The 18,547-nt window shown below is 66.1% G+C and carries 14 protein-coding genes; 6 read left to right on the top strand and 8 right to left on the bottom strand.

Annotated elements, in window-relative coordinates; translation table 11 throughout:
- Nucleotides 1-127: 127 nt before the first annotated feature.
- Nucleotides 128-2,542, top strand: a complete 2,415-nt coding sequence (locus tag J2S71_RS05810) for a glycyl radical protein (RefSeq protein ID WP_307389572.1) — start codon at nt 128-130, stop codon at nt 2,540-2,542.
- Between the two features lie 226 nt (nt 2,543-2,768).
- Here the strand turns inward: J2S71_RS05810 and J2S71_RS05805 are convergent, their stop codons facing one another.
- The 8 genes from J2S71_RS05805 to J2S71_RS05770 form a co-directional block, all read right to left on the bottom strand.
- On the bottom strand, nt 2,769-3,293 hold the full coding sequence (locus tag J2S71_RS05805; protein WP_307389570.1) for a nitroreductase family protein: 525 nt from the start codon (nt 3,291-3,293) through the stop codon (nt 2,769-2,771).
- A gap of 82 nt (nt 3,294-3,375) precedes the next feature.
- A complete protein-coding gene (locus J2S71_RS05800) occupies nt 3,376-4,698 on the bottom strand; it encodes a glutamate-cysteine ligase family protein (protein ID WP_307389567.1) in 1,323 nt (440 codons plus the stop codon).
- A 336-nt stretch (nt 4,699-5,034) separates the two neighbouring features.
- A complete protein-coding gene (locus J2S71_RS05795) occupies nt 5,035-6,384 on the bottom strand; it encodes an ATP-binding protein (RefSeq protein WP_307392439.1) in 1,350 nt (449 codons plus the stop codon).
- Between the two features lie 2 nt (nt 6,385-6,386).
- On the bottom strand, nt 6,387-8,216 hold the full coding sequence (locus J2S71_RS05790) for a TerB N-terminal domain-containing protein (RefSeq protein WP_307389565.1): 1,830 nt from the start codon (nt 8,214-8,216) through the stop codon (nt 6,387-6,389).
- 24 nt (nt 8,217-8,240) lie between these two features.
- Nucleotides 8,241-10,622 carry an HAD-IC family P-type ATPase gene (locus J2S71_RS05785; protein ID WP_307389563.1) on the bottom strand — a complete coding sequence of 794 codons (2,382 nt, stop codon included), beginning with the start codon at nt 10,620-10,622 and terminating at the stop codon, nt 8,241-8,243.
- A gap of 306 nt (nt 10,623-10,928) precedes the next feature.
- On the bottom strand, nt 10,929-11,390 hold the full coding sequence (locus tag J2S71_RS05780; RefSeq protein WP_021726548.1) for an RpiB/LacA/LacB family sugar-phosphate isomerase: 462 nt from the start codon (nt 11,388-11,390) through the stop codon (nt 10,929-10,931).
- Nucleotides 11,391-11,463: 73 nt separating this feature from the next.
- A complete protein-coding gene (locus tag J2S71_RS05775; RefSeq protein WP_307389560.1) occupies nt 11,464-13,464 on the bottom strand; it encodes an FAD-dependent oxidoreductase in 2,001 nt (666 codons plus the stop codon).
- Nucleotides 13,465-13,684: 220 nt separating this feature from the next.
- On the bottom strand, nt 13,685-14,056 hold the full coding sequence (locus tag J2S71_RS05770; protein WP_307389558.1) for a hypothetical protein: 372 nt from the start codon (nt 14,054-14,056) through the stop codon (nt 13,685-13,687).
- A 405-nt stretch (nt 14,057-14,461) separates the two neighbouring features.
- Between J2S71_RS05770 and J2S71_RS05765 the strand changes: the two genes are divergently transcribed.
- The 5 genes from J2S71_RS05765 to J2S71_RS05745 all read left to right on the top strand — a co-directional run bounded on the left by J2S71_RS05765 (nt 14,462) and on the right by J2S71_RS05745 (nt 18,533).
- Nucleotides 14,462-15,004, top strand: a complete 543-nt coding sequence (locus J2S71_RS05765; RefSeq protein WP_021726551.1) for a glutathione peroxidase — start codon at nt 14,462-14,464, stop codon at nt 15,002-15,004.
- Between the two features lie 34 nt (nt 15,005-15,038).
- Nucleotides 15,039-15,515, top strand: a complete 477-nt coding sequence (locus J2S71_RS05760; RefSeq protein ID WP_021726547.1) for a MarR family winged helix-turn-helix transcriptional regulator — start codon at nt 15,039-15,041, stop codon at nt 15,513-15,515.
- Nucleotides 15,516-15,856: 341 nt separating this feature from the next.
- Nucleotides 15,857-17,260 carry a class II fumarate hydratase gene (gene fumC, locus J2S71_RS05755; protein WP_307389554.1) on the top strand — a complete coding sequence of 468 codons (1,404 nt, stop codon included), beginning with the start codon at nt 15,857-15,859 and terminating at the stop codon, nt 17,258-17,260.
- Complete coding sequence (locus J2S71_RS05750) at nt 17,261-17,434, top strand: hypothetical protein (protein WP_156901039.1); 174 nt, start codon at nt 17,261-17,263, stop codon at nt 17,432-17,434. It abuts the gene before it with no gap.
- 1 nt (nt 17,435) lies between these two features.
- On the top strand, nt 17,436-18,533 hold the full coding sequence (locus J2S71_RS05745) for a glycoside hydrolase family 25 protein (protein WP_307389550.1): 1,098 nt from the start codon (nt 17,436-17,438) through the stop codon (nt 18,531-18,533).
- The last annotated feature ends 14 nt before the right edge of the window (nt 18,534-18,547 follow it).

The following is an 18,547-nucleotide window of genomic DNA, read 5'->3' as shown; positions in this document are numbered from 1 at the left end:
GCAACCATGCAGATATCGTGACAATCGCTGTGGGGCGTCCCTTTCCCTTGACGTGCGGGCTTCCCACTTCTATAGTGCAGTTATTACGTTCGTAAGCTTTATAACTTACTTTTGAAAGGGATGTCCCATGGAGAACGTCGCGCACTTTGGGAGCCTCACCCCGCGCATGAGCGCGTTCCGCGAGGAGGTCCTGAACGAGAGGCCCTACATCGACGCCGAGCGTGCCCTGCTCTGCACCCAGGCCTACCAGGGGAACAGCGCACAGCCTCCCGTGCTCAAGCGGGCACGCATGCTCGAGCGGATCCTCGCCGACATGACCATCTACATCGAGGACCAGACGCTCATCGCCGGAAACCAGGCCACCAAGAACCGCAACGCGCCGATCTTCCCCGAGTACACCATGGGATTCGTCATCGACGAGCTCGACGCCTTCGAGCTGCGTGACGGCGACGTGTTCCACGTCACGGACGAGACAAAGGAGCAGTTGCGCTCCATAGCCCCGTTCTGGCGGGGCAACACCCTGCGCGAGAAGGGCGAGGCGCTCCTGCCCGACGAGGTGTCCGTCTTCATGGAGACGGGCGTGTTCGGCATGGAGGGCAAGCTCAACGCTGGTGACGCCCACCTGGCCATCAACCACGAGCGGCTCCTGCGCGAGGGTCTCAGGGGCTATGCCGAGCGTGCCCGCGCGGCCCAGGCCGCCCTCGACCTCACCGATCCCAACGCCATCGATAAGAACGTGTTCTACCGCGCCGTGCTCATCGTGTGCGATGCCGTCCGCGCGTTCGCCCGGCGCTACGCCACGCTCGCCCGCAAGCAGGCCGCAGCGTGCGACGATCCCGCCCGCGCGAGGGAGCTCGAACTCATGGCCCAGGTGTGCGAGCGCTCCCCCTGGGAGCCGGCCGCCTCCTTCCGCGAGGCCATCCAGACCGTGTGGTTCATGCAGGTGATCCTGCAGATCGAGTCCAACGGCCACTCGCTCTCCTTCGGCCGCTTCGACCAGTACCTCTACCCCTACTACCGGGCCGACCTCGACAGCGGCAAGCTCACGCGCGAGGAGGCGCTGGAGCTCCTCACCAACCTCTGGATCAAGACCCTCACCGTGAACAAGGTGCGCAGCCAGGTCCACACCAACGGCTCGGCCGGCATGCCCATGTACCAGAACGTGACCATCGGCGGCCAGACCACGGACGGCCGCGACGCCGTGAACGACCTCTCCTTCCTCGTGCTGCAGTCCGTGGCCCAGACCCGCCTCACCCAGCCCAACCTCACCGTGCGCTACCACAGGAACCTCGATAGGCACTTCTACGACAAGTGCATCGAGGTCATGCGTCTGGGCTTTGGCATGCCCGCCCTCAACGACGACGAGGTCATCATCCCCTCGTTCGTCGCATGGGGCGTGGCACCCGAGGACGCCTACGACTACTCCGCCATCGGCTGCGTGGAGTGCGCCGTGCCGGGCAAGTGGGGCTACCGCTGCACCGGCATGAGCTACCTCAACTTCCCGCGCATCCTGCTCGTGGCGATGAACGGTGGCGTGGACCTCACGACCGGTCGGCGCTTCGCCGGCGACTTCGGCCACTTCGTGGACATGAACAGCTACGACGAGCTGTTCTCTGCCTGGGACGGGACGATTCGTGAGATGGCCCGCTCCTCCGTGATCGTGGAGAACGCCATCGACAAGGCCTCCGAGCGCGAGGTGCCCGACGTGCTCTGCTCCGCCCTCGTGGACGACTGCATCGCCCGCGGCAAGACGATCAAGGAGGGAGGCGCGCACTACGACTTCATCAGCGGCCTGCAGGTGGGCATCGCCAACATGGCCGACAGCCTGGCCGCCATCAAGAGGCTCGTGTTCGACGAGGGGAGACTCACGCCTCGGCAGCTGTGGGACGCCATCCTGGACGACTTCTCCTCCCCCGAGGGCCAACGCGTGCAGCGGATGCTCGTGGACGACGCCCCCAAGTACGGCAACGACGACGACTTCGTGGACCAGCTGGTGGTCGATGCCTACGAGCCCTACCTCGACGAGATCGAGAGGTATCCCAACACGCGCCACGGCCGCGGGCCCATCGGCGGCATCCGCTACGGCGGTACGAGCTCCATCTCGGTCAACGTGGGCCAGGGCATGGGCACCATGGCCACGCCGGACGGTCGCCGCGCGCACGAGCCCTTGGCCGAGGGCTGTAGCCCCGCGCACGGCTGCGACCGCCAGGGACCCACGGCCGTCTTCAAGTCGGTCGCCAAGCTGCCCACCGAGAAGATCACTGGCGGCGTGCTGCTCAACCAGAAGATGACCCCGCAGATGCTCTCCACGAGCGAGAACCGGCAGAAGCTCGAGCTGCTCATCTCCACGTTCTTCAACCGCCTGCACGGCTACCACGTGCAGTACAACATCGTTGACAGAGCGACGCTCATCGATGCGCAGCGGCATCCCGAGGCGCACAAGGACCTCATCGTGCGCGTGGCCGGCTACTCCGCCTTCTTCAACACGCTCTCGCGGGCGACGCAGAACGACATCATCGGCCGCACGGAACAGACGCTGTAGCAGTTATCCCCGTCCCCCACCTCGCCTCGTTTGAGTCGTATGCAATTTGCCAGGACATCAGGTTGAGTCGTTCGCAAATTAATGGGGTACTGCAGGTATCGCGACAGAGTCAACGACTCATGTACCTGCATCTTCACAAATTCGGGGTCGTGTGCGTTTGCATACGACCCCGAATGTCCCCTACGAAAGATGCGTACGACTCCTCAGGGACGGCACCCACAAGGCCCTACTCTGCCCAGAGGATGCGACCGTCGTTGCGTGGCTTGGCAGGCGTCGGCCTGTCCACATATCCCAGGGCGAGATGCCCGATACCCTCGTATGCGCCGCTCACGTCCAGGTCGGCAAGTACCTGCCTGAACTCGGGCTGCTCGAACTCCTCCCGAGCGCGGTGAATCCAGCAGCTGCCCAGGCCCAGCGACTCCGCCGCCAGCATCATGGTCCCCAGCACGAGTGAGCCATCGTACACATGGGTGGGCACGTCCTTGGAGGCAAGCACCACGAGCACGACGGACGCGCCATAGAAGGGATCCGTGCCCTCCGTGCCGCCCATGATCCTGCGGTTGGCATCGGACAGGCGGTCACGCAGTGCCCGGTCGGTGACGGCGACGATGATGGGCGACTGCCGCCCCATGCCGCTGGCCGCCCACGTGCCGGCCTCCATGACCTGCTCGATGAGCTCCTTGGGCACGGCGTCGGGCTTGTAGCTGCGCGTGCTGCGACGCTCCTCGATCGCCTTGATGACCTCGTTCATGTGACGCCTCCCTCATCGCACATATCCCCGCAGGAGGGATATACCCGAGGAGCGATCCAGCAGACAGCATGACACGGGAGGGCTACAGATCGTGCACACGCAACCATCGCTGCGCGAGCGTCTCGCGACTGGACACCAGCTCATCGAGGGGGTCGAGGTACCGCTCCTCGTCTGTGTCCAGCTCCTGGTGGGCGAGCCTGAGCAGCAGGTCGGCCCACGCGCCCACAGGACGGCCGTACACGCGCGCACCATAACCACCCTCCTCATCCAGGATGAGCGCATCCTTGGCCGCCGTCATGTCCCACGCGCTCACGAAGCCGCCCTCGGAACCCGCCTGCGACAGCTCGCCCTCGAGCACCGACAGGGATGCCTCGCCGTAGAAGAGCCCCTTGACGAGCGCCGCATAGGCAAAGGCATACGGTGCGGGCACGGCGTCTGCCTGTCGGATCTCGAGGTACGTCTTCACACGCACGTCCGGCCACTCCATGGACAGGGCGTGCTCGACCTCGGCGCGCGTCATCTCGCGGTCGCGGTACACCGCGGCAAAGGTCTGCGCACCCACGTAACGCCAGCCCTCCGGGGACGACTCGTCCGGCACCAGGATGGCAGGCACGCCAAGCACCCAGTCGGCGTAGCGTTCGAACGAGAAGCCCTGGCCCAGCGAGCCGGGAACCACCCCACAGCGGGCGGGATCCACGTCCTGCCAGATGCGCGTGCGCACCAGGTTGTAGCGACGTGGCCTGCCCTCATGGATGGGCGCGTTGTCCAGCATGAGCGCCATGACGGGGCCGATGGCATTGGCAATGCGCAGCTTGCGCGCGGCATCGCGCTCGTCGGAGAAGTCGATGGAGATCTGCAGGGACGCGCTGCCGCGCATCATCTGCGGGCCATAGCCGCCGATGGTCCGCAGATAGCGATCCATGCAGGCGTAGCGGAACTTGGGGCTGAGCGGCAGCTCGGCAGTGGGGGCCGTGGGATTGTAGCCCAGCTCTGGAAGGGAGAGCCCCAGCTCGTCCACGATGGGATCGACCCATGAGCGCCAGCGTCGGTACTCACCTGCGAGCTCGGTGACGCTACCATGGGGGCCGGCACTTACCTCGGTCTGCAGGGAGGGCTCGGTGGTGACCGTCTCGCCGGGGCACGCAAGTCCCACGAGCCTGTCACCCTCAAGAAGGGGGGCGTCATAGTGCGGTCGCAACCGACGCAGCAGCTCGACCACCCCATGCGGCCCTTCGTACTCCGCCGGTGCGGAGCTGCCGTCGGGCAGCGCACGCAGGACCACGTGCTCCAGCTCGAAGCCGAGCATGCCATGTGCCCCGTCCTTGGGCCCTTTCGAGCCACTGCGCAGGTAGTCGGCAATCAGCTTGCGATTGCGCTGATAATAGTCATCGTCCACCAAAGACACGCAGAGCACCTCCCCCTCGCCGACTGCCCCTATCCTAGGGGACGCCCCACGGCCAGACCGCACGACGGCTATGCTTTTACCCAATACCCTGCAGCCTCCACACGCGAACGCCCAGGCATGGGGAGGTGAGTCGTATGCAACCTCCCGGCCGGTCCCTCGGGGTCGTTCGCATTTCCCTGTCCGCTCGCACCAGATGTCACAAACACAGCAATCGGTGTACCTGCCCCGATACGGTACGGCACCCGCATGCAATTGCATACGACTCCCACAGGGACGGGCGAGAAGTGCGAACGACTCGACGAGCAACCCGACGAACGGCTCGAGGAAGGCACCGGGTCACTCGATCGTGAACTCGGCAAAGGCGGCATCGTCACCGCCATCGGCCCCGGCATCGGCTGCCGCATGCCGGAAGTCATCGGACCCCAAAAGCCCCTCCACCGTCGCGTGCGGATCCTGCACCATGATGTCCAACATCTCGATGAAGTCGCGGATCACCTCGCGCGGGGTCACGTGGGTGTCCGCCCCGACGCGCGCGAGCTCTATCTCCAGGAAGCGTGCCAGGTCGTCCTCCGTGAGGCGCCGCCCGTAGCCAAAGAGCCCCGCATGGATGTCCGCGAGCTTCTCCACGAGCACGAGCAGCTCCTCTGGGGTGAGCGGCGTGAGGCGTATGACCGGCGCCAGCAGGTCCACGTGCCCCTCGCGCCCAAGACGCCCCTGCGTGAGGCGGCTGCGCAGCGCCTCGTAGGAGTACAGGCCGCGCCGGCGGTCCTCCACGCACTGGGGCGTGCCACTCATGATGATGCCCAGGTACGATGCCTTGCCCTGCAGGGTGTCGTTGTACATGGTCAGGATCTTCTCGTAGTTGTACTGACGGCTGATGGCGTTGGGGATCTTGTAGAGGTTCACGAGCTCGTCCACGAGCACCACGAGCCCCTCGTAGCCGGCCCCGCGCAGGAAGCGCGCGAACAGCTTGATGTAGTCATACCAGTCGTCATCCGAGATGATCACGTTCACGCCCAGCTCAAAGCGGGCCTCCGCCTTGGTGCGGTACTCGCCGCGGAACCACTTGACCACGCTGGCCTTGACGTCATCATCCCCCGCGAGGTGCGCGCGAAAGTACGCCGAGAGGATCCTGGCGAAGTCGAACCCATGCACCAGCTCCTGCAGGTCGCTGATGACGGCAAAGATGCGCCGCTCCACCTCGTCAGCGAAGGCGGAATCGTCCGGCGCCACACCCAAGGCCACCACCTGGCTCTGCACGCCTGAGATCCAGCGATCGAGGATGAGCGTGAGCGCCCCGCCCTCGGGCCGCGTCTTGGTGGAGAGGTTGCCGATGAGCTCGCGGTACGTCGCCAGCCCCTGTCCCTTCGAACCCGAAAGACGCCGCTCGGGCGAGAGGTCCGCATCCGCCACCACAAAGCCCTTGCCCATGGCATGGGTGCGAATGGTCTGCAACAGGAAGCTCTTGCCGCTGCCATAGCGGCCCACCACGAAGCGGAAGGAGGCACCGCCATCGGACACGATGTCGAGGTCGCGCAGGAGGGCGGCGATCTCCGCCTCACGCCCCACGGTGATGTAGGGCAGCCCGATGCGCGGCACCACGCCACCCTTGAGCGAGTTGATGATGACCGTCGCGATGCGCTTGGGCACGCGCGGACGCCGCACCTGCGCCGTCTCGTCCTGCATGGTCACGAAAGGGCCTCCCTCACGTCCTCGGCATAGTCCTCCACCAGGTACGGCTCGTCCCCATCGAACGCGATGACGGTATCGCCCACCAGGTCGAAGAGCAGCTCGTTTATGGTATCCACCGCAAGCGACAGCAGGGAGCCGCCCTCCGCTGCGGCGGCCCTCGCTGCGGCGACATCCCCTGCAAGCAGTGCCTGAAGGATGGCGCGTTGCGCGGAGGTGAGCGACGAGGCGCCCGACGGTGCGCCCACGGGATCAGGCGTGGGTCGTGTGGAGGATGCAACCGCTGCCGCTGGCATCCCCTTTGCAGCCTGCCGCACCGGCTCCCACTCGCATTCCTCGTCCACCAGCAGCGCCTCGCGCGTACGACCCGCCGCCACGCGGATGTGTCCCAGCTGGGAGCGGTCGATGTGCACCTCTGCGGCACGCGCCGCAGCCCTCTGCCCCAGCCAGGCGGAGACCTCCTCCCCCACGAGCGCCGTGAGGTACTTGGGTGCGTGGCGTTCCTTGAGCGGGGGCACGTCCCCCACCCGCTCGCGCAGGATGCGGTCGACCGTATGCAGGACGAGGCCGAGCTCGCTGCTGGCCGAGCGCACCTCGCACGGCTCGGTCAGCCACCACGCGCCCGCACGGCACGACACGACCTCCCCACTGGGCAGCGCGATGGTCACATCCTCGTGAGGCGGCTCCCCTGCGCACACGGCCGTGGAGTACATCATGTGATGATAGGTGCATGCCGCGCCAAAGAGCCCGTCCAGGAAGCTCGCCTTGCGGCGGCGCTCGCAGTGCTCCACCAGGCGCGCGAACACCTGCGGCAGGATGCCCCCGACATCGTCCGCATGCGTCCGCATCACCTTGGACGCGAGGATGTGGTAGGTGGACGCCCCGTTCAGCGCCCGCACGAGGACATCGCGTCCCGGCAGGCCCGGGACATCCGCATCCCAGCGCAGGTGCCGCCGTGTCCCGGATGTGCGCCCCCCATCCCCGGCAGCGTGCGCCAGCAGCGCATCCTGGGCCGTCCGCAGCTCCCTGACGGCCCGCACCACGGCATCCCCCCTACCCTGCACATAGGGCGCGAGTGCCGGTTGCGAGAGGTCGAGATCGTGGACGAGCGCATAGTCGCGTATCCACAGGGGCAGGTAGCGATCGAGGGCACGGCCTCGCCCATCGGCACCATAACCCTCATGGAGGCCGATCAGCTCGCGCAGCCCACCCTGTCCGGGTTCGACGCCCACGTCGGCAAGCACCTCATAGGCATGCACGAACACGAAGGCGGGCGGACAGCCGAGCACCTCGCCCCTGCGAAAGTGCGTACGCCAGGTGAAGTAGCCCCGCAGCACACGGTCGGGCATGTCCTCGTACGTGGGGTAGTAGCTGGAGAAGTTGCCCAAAAACGGCAGGTCGTCCGTGTAGTCTGCCATAAGGTGCGCCTGCTCCACAAAGAGCTTGCCACCAGCCGGGCCATGGCCTTCCGTCCGCCGCTGCCGTGCCAGGGCACGCATGGCCTCGATCGGGGCGGTGCGCTCCACCTCAGGCTCATGTGGAGACGGCGGCAGCGGCCGGGGGCGACCCTGCGTCGGGGAATGTGCGCGAGCCGAGGGCCGAGCTGGATGGGGCGATCGCACCCGCTGGGCGTCCTTCCCCCAGCGTCGGTCGTTCAGCAGGTCGCGCCCCGTGCGCAGGAGAGGCTCATCGGCATACAGCCCGCCCTGCCGTACGCGCTCGCGCTCGTGCGGCGCAAGATCCGCAAGGATCTGCTGGAGTATGTCATCGGCCCGTGTCACACGCCCCTCCGTACCACATGCGTACACCTGTTCGTAAGTATACGCCATGTCGCGCACCTTCGTCCGACGACGCTACCGCAGTTCCGTCCCCTCATCCTCACCATCAAGGCGCCTGAGCGAGAGGTCGTACAGCCTCAGGAACAGCGTGCAGGTCGCCAGACCAACAAGCAGCGCGAACAAGCCCGTATGAGGTTCGAGCAGCGCCACGCGGAAGACGGGGGCGAACACGGTGCAGCCCAGCGTGACGATGGCTGCCACCACCACCAGGAGAGTCGTACGCACGGGCGTGAGCGGCTGCGAGATGCGCCAGATGAGACACGTTCCCACGGCGGCCGTCAACACCAGACAGAGGGTGGACATCTCCGCGGACGAGAGCCCCCATGCGCCCCGCAGCACGAGCGCTGCGCCCAGCGCCACCAGGATGGACACGGACGCCGGAAGCGACCGCGCCAGCACATGCCGGAGGAACTCCCCCCGCACGAGGTCGTGGTTGGGCTCAAGCGCCAGGACGAACGACGGGACACCGATGATGGCAAGGGACAGCAGCGACATCTGGATGGGCAGGAAGGGGTACGGCGGCCAGAGGATGCACATGAGGGCCAGCACGGCCGTGTAGGCCGTCTTCACCAAGAAGAGCGAGGCGGAGCGCTGCAGATTGTTGATGGAGCGCCTTCCCTCCGCCACCACCTCGGGCAGATGGGAGAAGTCGTCATCCGCCAGGACGATCTCGGATACGTTGCGCGCCGCGGCCGAACCCGAGGCGACCGAGATGGAGCAGTCCGCCTCGCGGAGGGCAAGGATGTCGTTGACGCCGTCGCCCGTCATGGCAACCACATGGCCATCAGCCTGAAGCGCCTGCACGAGCAGGCGCTTCTGCTCCGGCGTGACGCGACCGAACACGTGGCAGCGCCGCGCCGCCTGCCGCAGCTGCCGCTCCGTGGAGAGCGTCTGGACATCGATGGTGTCCTCCGCATGGGGAATGCCGGCGCGCTGGGCGATGGCCGCCGCGGTTTGCGGGTCGTCGCCAGAGATGACCCGCAGGTCGACGCCCTGCACGCGAAAGTAGCGTATGGTTGCCGGCGCCGTGGGGCGCAGCTGGTCGCGCAGGGTCACCATGCCCAGAAGCTCCACCACGCCAGTGGGCATGCCGTCTGCCGTGAAGCCCGCGTGCCGACAGACCACCAGGACGCGCTCGCAGGGGTCAGGCGACACGACGGCAAGCAGCTCGTCCGCCTGGGCGCGCTGGCCGCCGGCGAGCAGGAACCCCGCCGCACCCAGGGACAGTGCCTCCCCCGTTGGCGTCACACAGCCGGAGAACTTGCGACGCGAGCTGAACGGCACCGCGCGCAGCGGTGCTGCGCCCTCGGGGACGTCCCGTTCGGCGGCATAGGCGAGAAGGGCCTTGCCCGTCGCATTGGCATCCTCGGCCGTCGCGCGCGCGACGGCCGCCAGCGCGCGCATCACCTCCCCCTCGTCGTGTCCGGGCGCCGCCACGACGCGCGCGACCTCCATGTCGCCCGTCGTGATGGTGCCGGTCTTGTCCAGGCACAGCGTGTCCACGCGCGCGAGTGTCTCCACGCAATAGGACTGCTGCACGAGCACGCTGCGAAGGGCCAGGCGGGTGGTGGCGATGGCCAGGACGCTGGAGACCAGCAGCACGAGGCCCTGTGGGATCATGCCGACGACGGCGGCGACGGTCGAGAGGATGGCGTCATCGAGCGCAAAGCGCCCCGAGAGCCACATGCGCAGAAAGAGGCCGATGCCCAAGGGAAAGAGCGCAAATGTCCCCAGGCGAATGATGTGGTGGATGGCGTCGAGCATCTGCGAGCGTACCCGCTTGTCACGCTTGGCCTCGGCGCTGATGCGGGCGGCATAGCCCTCCCGACCGATGCGCACGATGCGCGCGACGACGCTGCCCGACTCGAGAAAGCTGCCGCTGAGCAGCTCGTCCCCCGCAACCTTGGGCAGGGGCTTCGACTCGCCCGTCAGGAGCGACTCGTCCACGTGCGCCTCTCCCGAGAGCACGCGCGCGTCCGCCGGGACCTGGTCCCCATGGGCGAGCAGGATGACGTCGTCGAGCACCAGGTCGGACGGCGGAAGCTCGATGGTGCGGCCATCGCGCCGACAGCGCACGCGCTGCCGCGTGAGGATGGTCAGCCGATCCACCATGCGCTTGGCACGCACCTCCTGAAGGGTCCCGATGGCCAGGTTGCAGAGGACGACAAGCATGAAGAGCATGTTGCGCCACTGGCCGGTAGAGACAACGAGCAGGGCAAGGAACAGGTTGACGGCATTGAACAGCGTGCAGACATGCTCTTTGAGAATGCGGCCGACCGACTTGGTCTTGACGTCCGCGTTGCCGTTGACCTGGCCAGCTTGCTGGCGTGCGCGCACCTCGGGGGCGGTGAGGCCATGCGCGGGATGGTATGTGGCGTCGATGCTCATAGGGGACATTGTACCGAGAAACCCCAAGCGGTCCATGAGCGGCTACGGCGGCGTGGCCCTGGAGAGCCGGAGGGCCGGGCATCCGTGGATGCCCGGCAGCGCCAGCGGCATCCGGTCGTGTGGGTGCCGATTGCTTCGTGTGGGTGTCTTTCTCCCGAGAGGGGCTGACAGAGCCGCAGGTCGCGAGAAGCCAGAACAGGAGAAAAGCACCCACATGCAGGAATTGGCACCCACATGCGACAGACAGCACCCACAGGGGTAGGGATCGGCACCCACATGCGGCAGGCAGCACCCACCCCGCCTGACAGCCCGGCGTCACGACAGCGCGACGGTGCGCTCCCTGTCGATGGCGGCCACCTTGTCACGGCGACGCTGATACTTCTCGGCCGTGAGCGGCTCGGCGGACATCCAAGCCTCGACGGTGGCCATGGCCAGCACCGGCCCGATGAGCTTGCCTCCTAGGCACAGCACGTTGGCGTCGTTGTGCTGGCGCGCCAGTTCCGCACAGACCGGATCCTGGCAGACGCAGGCAAAGATGCCACGGAACTTGTTGGCGATCATCGCGGAGCCATAGCCCACGCCATCGACGAAGATCCCTCGGTCGCACACACCCATTGCCACCACCTGCGCTGCCGGCACGATGAAGTCGGAGAGGTCGCACGAGCCACTGTCGTGCGTGCCAAAGTCGCGCACCTCGTGGCCCTGGGACTCGAGCCATTCCCTTATCTGCACTTTGAGGTCGTACCCCGCGTGATCGTTGGCCATGGCGATGATCATGACAAACCACCCTTCCTTCCCTGTGGTGGGCATGGCTCGGACCACAGGGGGCCGGGCCGCCCGTCCCTGTCGTCTAGATCTCCATGCAGAGCTGATAGGCGTCCCAGATGGCATCCATGATGAGTCCCACCCCGTTGGAGTCACCAATGTTGTACACCAGCTTGTCGCTGTCTTGCAGCTCGTCATAGAGCGCGCTGTCGGCGCGGTAGCCCAACGACTCCATCACGGTATCCGCCTCGACGGTCGCAAGCGAGCCATCCTTCTTCCTCACGACCAGCCCCGCCTCTTCCACATGGTCGGCCGACGTGGACTCCAGCACCTCCACCTTGTTGAGGGCCAGCAGGTCCTTGAGCATGTCGTAGTTGGCGAAGCACATGCCCTCCCCGCCCCGCAGGATCTTGGGCAGCATCTCGACGACCGTCACCTTATGGCCGTGCTGTGCGAGCGAGAGTGCCGTCTCGCAGCCCACCAGGCCGCCGCCGATGACGGCGACACGCTCCCCAGGCTCCACCGTACCGGCGATGATCTCGTCCGCAAGGACGGTCTTGCCAGCCGGCCCACCAAGGTCGACGCTGATGGGCTTGGCTCCCGTGCCCACGACGACCACGTCGAAGTCACTCGCGTCCACCTCGGCCGCCGTGGCCTCGTGGTTCAGCTCCACCGTGATGGGGAGCCTCCTGAGCTGGCGCTCGTACCAGGCCAACAACTTGAGGTCATCCTGCTTGAAGTCCGGCGCGCCCGAGAGGCGCAGCTCACCACCGAGACGGTCGGTCCTCTCCCAGAGCGTCACGGCATGACCACGGAGGGCCGCCACGCGCGCAGCCTCCATGCCACCCACGCCACCGCCGACGACGAGGACCTTCTTCGGCTCGGTCGTGGGGACGAGGCGGAACGTGCGCTCGCGCCCACAGGCGGGGTTGACGGCACAGGAGATCTGCTGACCCTGTTCCAGGCGTGCCATGCAACCGGCATGGCAGCTCAGACACGGGCGAATCTCCTCGATCTGGCCGCGTTTGACCTTGTTGGGCCAGGCGGCGTCAGCCAACAACGGGCGCCCGAGGGCGATCATGTCACAGTCGGGACCGAGGGACCCCACGCTCATGTCGGGATCATCCATGCGCCCTGCCAGGATGATGGGGGTCTTGATGCCGTCCTCCTTCATCCGATGACCAAACGTGCGATAGATGCCCTTCTGGTTGAAGTACATGGGCGGGTGGTTCCAGTACCAGGAGTCATAGGTGCCAGCGTCCACGTTGAACAGGTCGTAGCCGGCATCCTTCAACAGATGCGCGGCGCGCAGGCCCTCGTCGTAGTCACGCGCGGCCTCCTCGAACTCCTCGCCTGGCAGCGCTCCCTGGCGGATGGCCTTCACGAAGCCCTTGAGCGAGAAGCGCAGGCTCACCGGAAAGTCATCCCCACAGATCTCCTTGATGCCCTGCACCACCTTGATGGCCGGCTTGAGGCCGTTCTCGAGGCAGCCTCCCCACTCGTCCGTGCGGTGGTTGTAGAGCGCCGTGGCAAACTGGTCGAGCAGGTAGCCCTCGTGCACGGCATGGATCTCCACGCCGTCGAACTGCGCGTGTCGGGCGCTTGCGGCAGCGGCTATCATGCCCTTGATCCAGCGGTCTATCTCTGCCGTGGTCATCGCGCGATGCTCGATGGAGGGATCCCAGCGGTTCTCGATCGTGGACGGCGCCCAGAACGTGGTGCCCATCGGCGGCATCATCGCACGGCCAAAGCCCCCGGAGACCTGCAGGAACATCGTGGAGTTGAAGGCATGGATGCGCTCGTTCATGCTCCAGGTGGTCTTGGCGAACCAGACGGGGTCGTAGGCTGCGCACGGTGTGGCAAACGCGCACATCTCGTCGTAGCTTCCCAGGGTGACGCCGCTCATGACCAGACCGGTGCCGCCCTTGGCACGCTCGACGTAGTAGTCCTGGGCACGCTGCGAGAAGCCGCCACGGCTGTCGCTCATCATCACCATGCCGAGCGGGGCGAAGGCGATACGGTTCTTGAACGTGGTCTTACGCACCGTGATGGGTTCGAACAGCTTCGCATGGAGACTCTTGGGCATGGGATGCTCCCCTCCGTGATGCGCCTCCCCCAAGGCGGCGTGCAGATGCTCACTGGCATGGTAGGGCGCACGCCCTGCCCCACGGGACAGAATTGGGCAAGACGCATGCAGGCGCCTGCAGACGTACGCGCGCGGGCATGGGGATGGTGACGGCAGCCAGAGAAGAGGGCGGCCGGCACGAAGCCGGCCGCCCAGGCACCTCAGTCTGTGGGCCCTTGACCTAGCCTAACGTGAGGGTGACGTATGGCAGCACGAAGAAGAACGCCAGGATGGAGATGACGGCGAACACGACGAAGACGACGTTGGAGACGCCCTTGGTGTGCCTCGTCAGGTTGTAGTTCCACAGGCAGCCGAAGATGATGCCACCCGCAAACAGGTTGAGGAACGAGATGGTCCCTGCGTTCGTGAGCTTGGGACCGTCTGTGAAGTAGGATGGATACCAGACCAGGGCATACACGATGAAGAGCACCATCAGGATGGCGTTGATGACGCTACCGGCCATTCCCATGTTGGTGAGCAGCTGATTGACGACTATGCCCACGACCGCGCCCAGGATGGACATGCCCACATTGGTCTTCCACGTTTCGTTCATGACTCCCCTTTCGATGCGAACACAACTTTGCTAATCATACCACGGATGGCGCGGGATTATCTCGGCAAGATGCTATTTCACTGCCATGGGCCCCATCCGTGTGGGTGCGGCCGCGCCGCATGTGTGTGCCGCCAATTGCGGCGTATGGGCGCCCTTCTCCCGCGGGCGGCCCATACGGCGGCAGATCGCCGGTGGCCCATCTGGGAGAGGGACGCCCACATGGATCGATTGACACCCATGGGAGTGGTGAAGGGCGCCCATACGAGGGAGGGCCACGGTCGTCCCATACGGGGTCGATAGCTTTCTCAATTGTGTACAATTAATTGCGCGCAATTTTCTTACTGCCTCGCGCACGGAGGCGGGGCATACTGGCATCGTTCGCATGACCTTACGGAAGGGACTCCCATGAGCTACTTTGACTACACCGTGACCGAGCGCGACGGCTCCACCACCAGCCTCACCAAATACCAGGGCAAGGTGCTGCTCATCGTCAACACCGCCACGGGCTGCGGCTTCACCCCACAGTACGAGGACCTCGAGAGGATCTACGCCGACTTCAGGGACCGCGGCTTCGAGATCCTCGACTTCCCCTGCAACCAGTTTGCCGGCCAGGCGCCCGAGTCCGACGACGAGATCCACCAGTTCTGCACCATGAAGTTCGGCACCGAGTTCCCACAGTTCAAGAAGATCGACGTCAATGGCGAGACCGCCGACCCCCTGTTTGCGGCACTTGCCACCGAGAGGCCCTTCGAGGGCTTCGGCAAGGGCCTCAAGGCCGCGGGCCTCAAGAAGTTTGCCGCTGCCAACAACAAGAGGTTCGGTGACAAGGCCTACATCATGTGGAACTTCACCAAGTTCCTCATCGGTCGCGACGGCCGGCTCATCGCGCGCTTCGAGCCCACGACGGACATGGCGGACGTGCGCAGCGCCATCGAGGCGGCCCTCTAGGCCACAGGCACCAGCTGGGGGGAGGTACCCACCCATGGCACACAAGGCCGCACGATCGACCACGGACGACGACCTACTCCTGCTGGACAGGCAGCTCTGCTTTCCGCTCTACGCATGCTCCAAGGAGGTCGTGCGCCGCTATGCTCCCCTGCTCGAGCCGCTCGGGCTCACCTACACGCAGTACATCGCACTCATGGTCGTCTGGGAGCAGGGGGCCATCACGATGCATGACCTCGGGAAGCGCCTCCTCTTGGATTCCGGAACCCTCACCCCCCTCCTGCGCAAGCTGGAGGGGCGAGGCATTATCTCGCGCGAGCGCTCCTGCCAGGACGCACGCAAGGTGTATGTGCGTGCCACCGACCGGGGCATGGAGCTGCGCGAGCAGGCACGCTCCGTGCCCCGTGCCATGGGACAGTGCTTTGGCCTCACGCACGAGGAGGCGGACGACCTGCGCAGGATCCTGAAAAAGGTCACGCACAACATGCTCGCGCATGGGACGGACGAGGACTGACGCAGGGCGTTCGCATAGCGGGGCAGGCTGGATGCGTCAGGGCCACGGCAGACAGAACATAGCCCGTGGGTGCGGTGCCCCTCGTATGTTGGTGCCAATCGCTGCATGTGGGTGCGCCTCTCCTGCGTTGATGGCTTGCGACCTGCCGTTTTGTGAGCCTCATCCGGAAGAGAGGCACCCACAGCCAGCAAAGGGCACCCACGGGGGTGGGACGGCTCGCACGAGGCGGCCATGGCGTGACAGGGCGGCCCGAGATAGCTCAGGGAACCGCTCAACCCGCCGTCTGCGTCGCGTTCGTCACTCCACTAGAATGTTGCCGCGCAGACAACTGAGGAGGGCGCATGGATCAACAACGGGCAGATGAGGCCTGGCGCATCGAGCATGACTCCCTGGGCGAGGTGAGGGTCCCCACCGATGCCCTCTGGGGTGCGCAGACCCAGCGCTCGCTCGAGAACTTCCACATCGGCACCGAGGCCATGCCCCGCGGCATCATCCATGCCCTCGCCCTCGTCAAGAAGGCCGCCGCCCAGGCAAACGTCGAGCTGGGCGCACTCGAGGAACCCTATGGCGCCCTCATCGAGCAGGCAGCGGACCTGGTGCTTGTCGGACAGTGCCCCGACGCCTTCCCCCTCAGGGTATGGCAGACGGGGTCGGGCACGCAGTCCAACATGAACATGAACGAGGTCCTCGCCCACCTGGCGAACAGCCTCGCCCGCAAGCGGGGCATCGAGCTGCCCCGCCCCGTGCATCCCAACGACCACGTCAACTGCAGCCAGAGCTCCAACGACACCTTCCCCACGGCCCTCAACATGGCAGCGGCTCTCTCCCTCGCCCACGAGCTCGTCCCACCCGCGCAACACCTCATGGACACTCTCAAGCGCCTCGAGGTGGAGAACGAGGGCGTCGTCAAGAGCGGGCGCACGCACCTGCAGGACGCCGTGCCCATCGCCTTCAGCCAGGAGATCCATGGCTGGCGCGGCCTGGTGGCCACGCCCCTCGATCAGATGGTCCACGTCCTGCCCTTCCTCTACCGCCTGGCGCTTGGCGGCACGGCCGTGGGCACGGGGCTCAACGCCCCCGCAGGCTTCGACAAGCTCGTGGCACGCAGGATCGCCGACCTCACGGATCTGCCCTTCCGCACCGACCCCAACAAGTTCCATGCCCTCACCAGCAAGGATGCCCTCGTCTTCGCCCATGGCGCGGTGAAGGCGCTTGCCGCCAACCTGATGAAGGTCGCCAATGACGTGCGCTGGCTGGCCTGTGGCCCGCGCAACGGCTTGGGCGAGATCACCATCCCCGCCAACGAGCCGGGCAGCTCCATCATGCCCGGCAAGGTGAACCCCACCCAGTGCGAGGCCCTCACCATGGTGGCCGTGCAGGTGATGGGCAACGATGCCGCCATCGGCTTCGCCGCCAGCCAAGGCAACTTCGAGCTCAACGTGTTCATGCCCGTCATCGCCTACGACTTCCTGCAGAGCTGCCGCCTCCTGGCGGACGCCATCCGCAGCTTCGACGTCAACTGCGTCCAGGGCATCCAGGCCAATCGCGAGCGCATGCACGACAACCTGCATCGCTCGCTCATGAACGTGACGGCCCTCAGCCCCCATATCGGCTACGAGCGCACGGCCGAGGTGGCACAGAAGGCCCACTGCGAGGGCACGAGCCTCCGCACGGCCTGCACCTCCCTAGGGTATCTTACGGGGGAGCAATTTGACGAGGCGTTCAAGCCCGAGGAGATGGTCTAGGTGGCAGACGCCCCCCTGCATGACAGCCACGGACATGGCCCAACGTCCCGCCTGCGGGACATGCCCGACGGCGACCGCCGCCTGGTGCGGGTCAGCTGCCAGATGCTCCAAGCATGTGTCCATGGCGCAGCCGGCATGATGGATCGTATCGTTACCGAACGCACGGGCAGGTAGCGTGGCGGCAAGGCGCAGCAGCTCCAAGATGGGCTCCCGTAGGACGGCAAGAGGCGGCGGCGCACGCGCCCGGCGCGCGGCTCACCCCACCGCGCGAACGGGCACGAAGCGCAGCGGCAGGCGCGGCGCCCGTCGCGTCCCAATGGCGCCCCCTCAGACAGGCCAGCGGCGCCAGGCGCGCGCCCGTGCGCACCGCAGGGGCCCGCGCCTGCGCAAGCGGCCGCTCATCATACTGGCCCTGACGCTCATAGCCGCGCTCGCGCTGCGCCTCACCGTGTTCAAGGCCACGACCGACCCCGTCACGACGTTCATCGAGGAGGAGCTCACGCCCGCCCCAGCGCCCATCTCCATGGCCGTCTCCCCCGACGACGTGCTCGCAAACCCCTATGACTGGAGCAGGCTCTCGCATCCCGGCTACTTCCACGAGTACCGCGTGAATGGCACCGTCGCCTCCCGCGTGGGCGTGGACGTCTCGGAGTTCCAGGGGGCCATAGACTGGCCGACCGTCCATGACATGGGGGTCGACTTTGCCTACGTGCGTGTGGGCTACCGCGGCTCGACCACGCCTGACATCGTGGCAGACTCACGCGCCGAGCAGAACATGGACGGCGTGCTCGACGCGGGCATGAGCCTGGGCGTGTACTTCTTCTCCCAGGCAACCACCGAGGACGAGGCCATCGAGGAGGCCGACTACGTCATCGACCACATCGGCGGCCGCCAGCTCACCTATCCCGTCGCCTTCGACCTGGAACCGGAGTCGACCAACGACTCGCGCGTGAGCGATCTCACGAACGATCAACGCACGGCCGTCACCGTGGCGTTCTGCGAGCGCATCCGCGAGAGGGGCTACAACGCCGTCGTCTATGGCAACCAGTACGATCTCGGACGCATGGACCTCGCGCGGCTTGCCCCCTATGGGTTCTGGTATGCGGAGTACGAGAGCGCGCCCACCTCGCAGATCGCCTTCGGCATATGGCAGTACTCACGCAGCGGCATGATAGACGGCATCGGCACCAAGGTGGATGTCGACCTGGACCTCACCGGAGCACTCAGGCAGACCGTGCCCGATCCCACCGCCCATACATCGGACGCTGCCTAGGGGCCTGGCGAACC

This window comes from Olsenella profusa DSM 13989, assembly GCF_030811115.1.
Taxonomy (GTDB): Bacteria; Actinomycetota; Coriobacteriia; order Coriobacteriales; family Atopobiaceae; genus Olsenella_F; species Olsenella_F profusa.
The sequence above is the reverse complement of the archived record's forward strand: the minus strand, read 5'-3'. Positions and strand labels throughout refer to the sequence as shown.

What these genes read in the sequence shown, in the direction of transcription:
- J2S71_RS05810 (WP_307389572.1), top strand. Translation starts at nt 128, where the DNA reads ATGGAGAACGTCGCGCACTTTGGGAGCCTCACCCCGCGCATGAGCGCG.
- J2S71_RS05805 (WP_307389570.1), bottom strand. Translation starts at nt 3,293, where the DNA reads ATGAACGAGGTCATCAAGGCGATCGAGGAGCGTCGCAGCACGCGCAGC.
- J2S71_RS05795 (WP_307392439.1), bottom strand. Translation starts at nt 6,384, where the DNA reads ATGCAGGACGAGACGGCGCAGGTGCGGCGTCCGCGCGTGCCCAAGCGC.
- J2S71_RS05790 (WP_307389565.1), bottom strand. Translation starts at nt 8,216, where the DNA reads ATGGCGTATACTTACGAACAGGTGTACGCATGTGGTACGGAGGGGCGT.
- J2S71_RS05785 (WP_307389563.1), bottom strand. Translation starts at nt 10,622, where the DNA reads ATGTCCCCTATGAGCATCGACGCCACATACCATCCCGCGCATGGCCTC.
- J2S71_RS05780 (WP_021726548.1), bottom strand. Translation starts at nt 11,390, where the DNA reads ATGATCATCGCCATGGCCAACGATCACGCGGGGTACGACCTCAAAGTG.
- J2S71_RS05775 (WP_307389560.1), bottom strand. Translation starts at nt 13,464, where the DNA reads ATGCCCAAGAGTCTCCATGCGAAGCTGTTCGAACCCATCACGGTGCGT.
- J2S71_RS05770 (WP_307389558.1), bottom strand. Translation starts at nt 14,056, where the DNA reads ATGAACGAAACGTGGAAGACCAATGTGGGCATGTCCATCCTGGGCGCG.
- J2S71_RS05765 (WP_021726551.1), top strand. Translation starts at nt 14,462, where the DNA reads ATGAGCTACTTTGACTACACCGTGACCGAGCGCGACGGCTCCACCACC.
- J2S71_RS05760 (WP_021726547.1), top strand. Translation starts at nt 15,039, where the DNA reads ATGGCACACAAGGCCGCACGATCGACCACGGACGACGACCTACTCCTG.
- fumC (WP_307389554.1), top strand. Translation starts at nt 15,857, where the DNA reads ATGGATCAACAACGGGCAGATGAGGCCTGGCGCATCGAGCATGACTCC.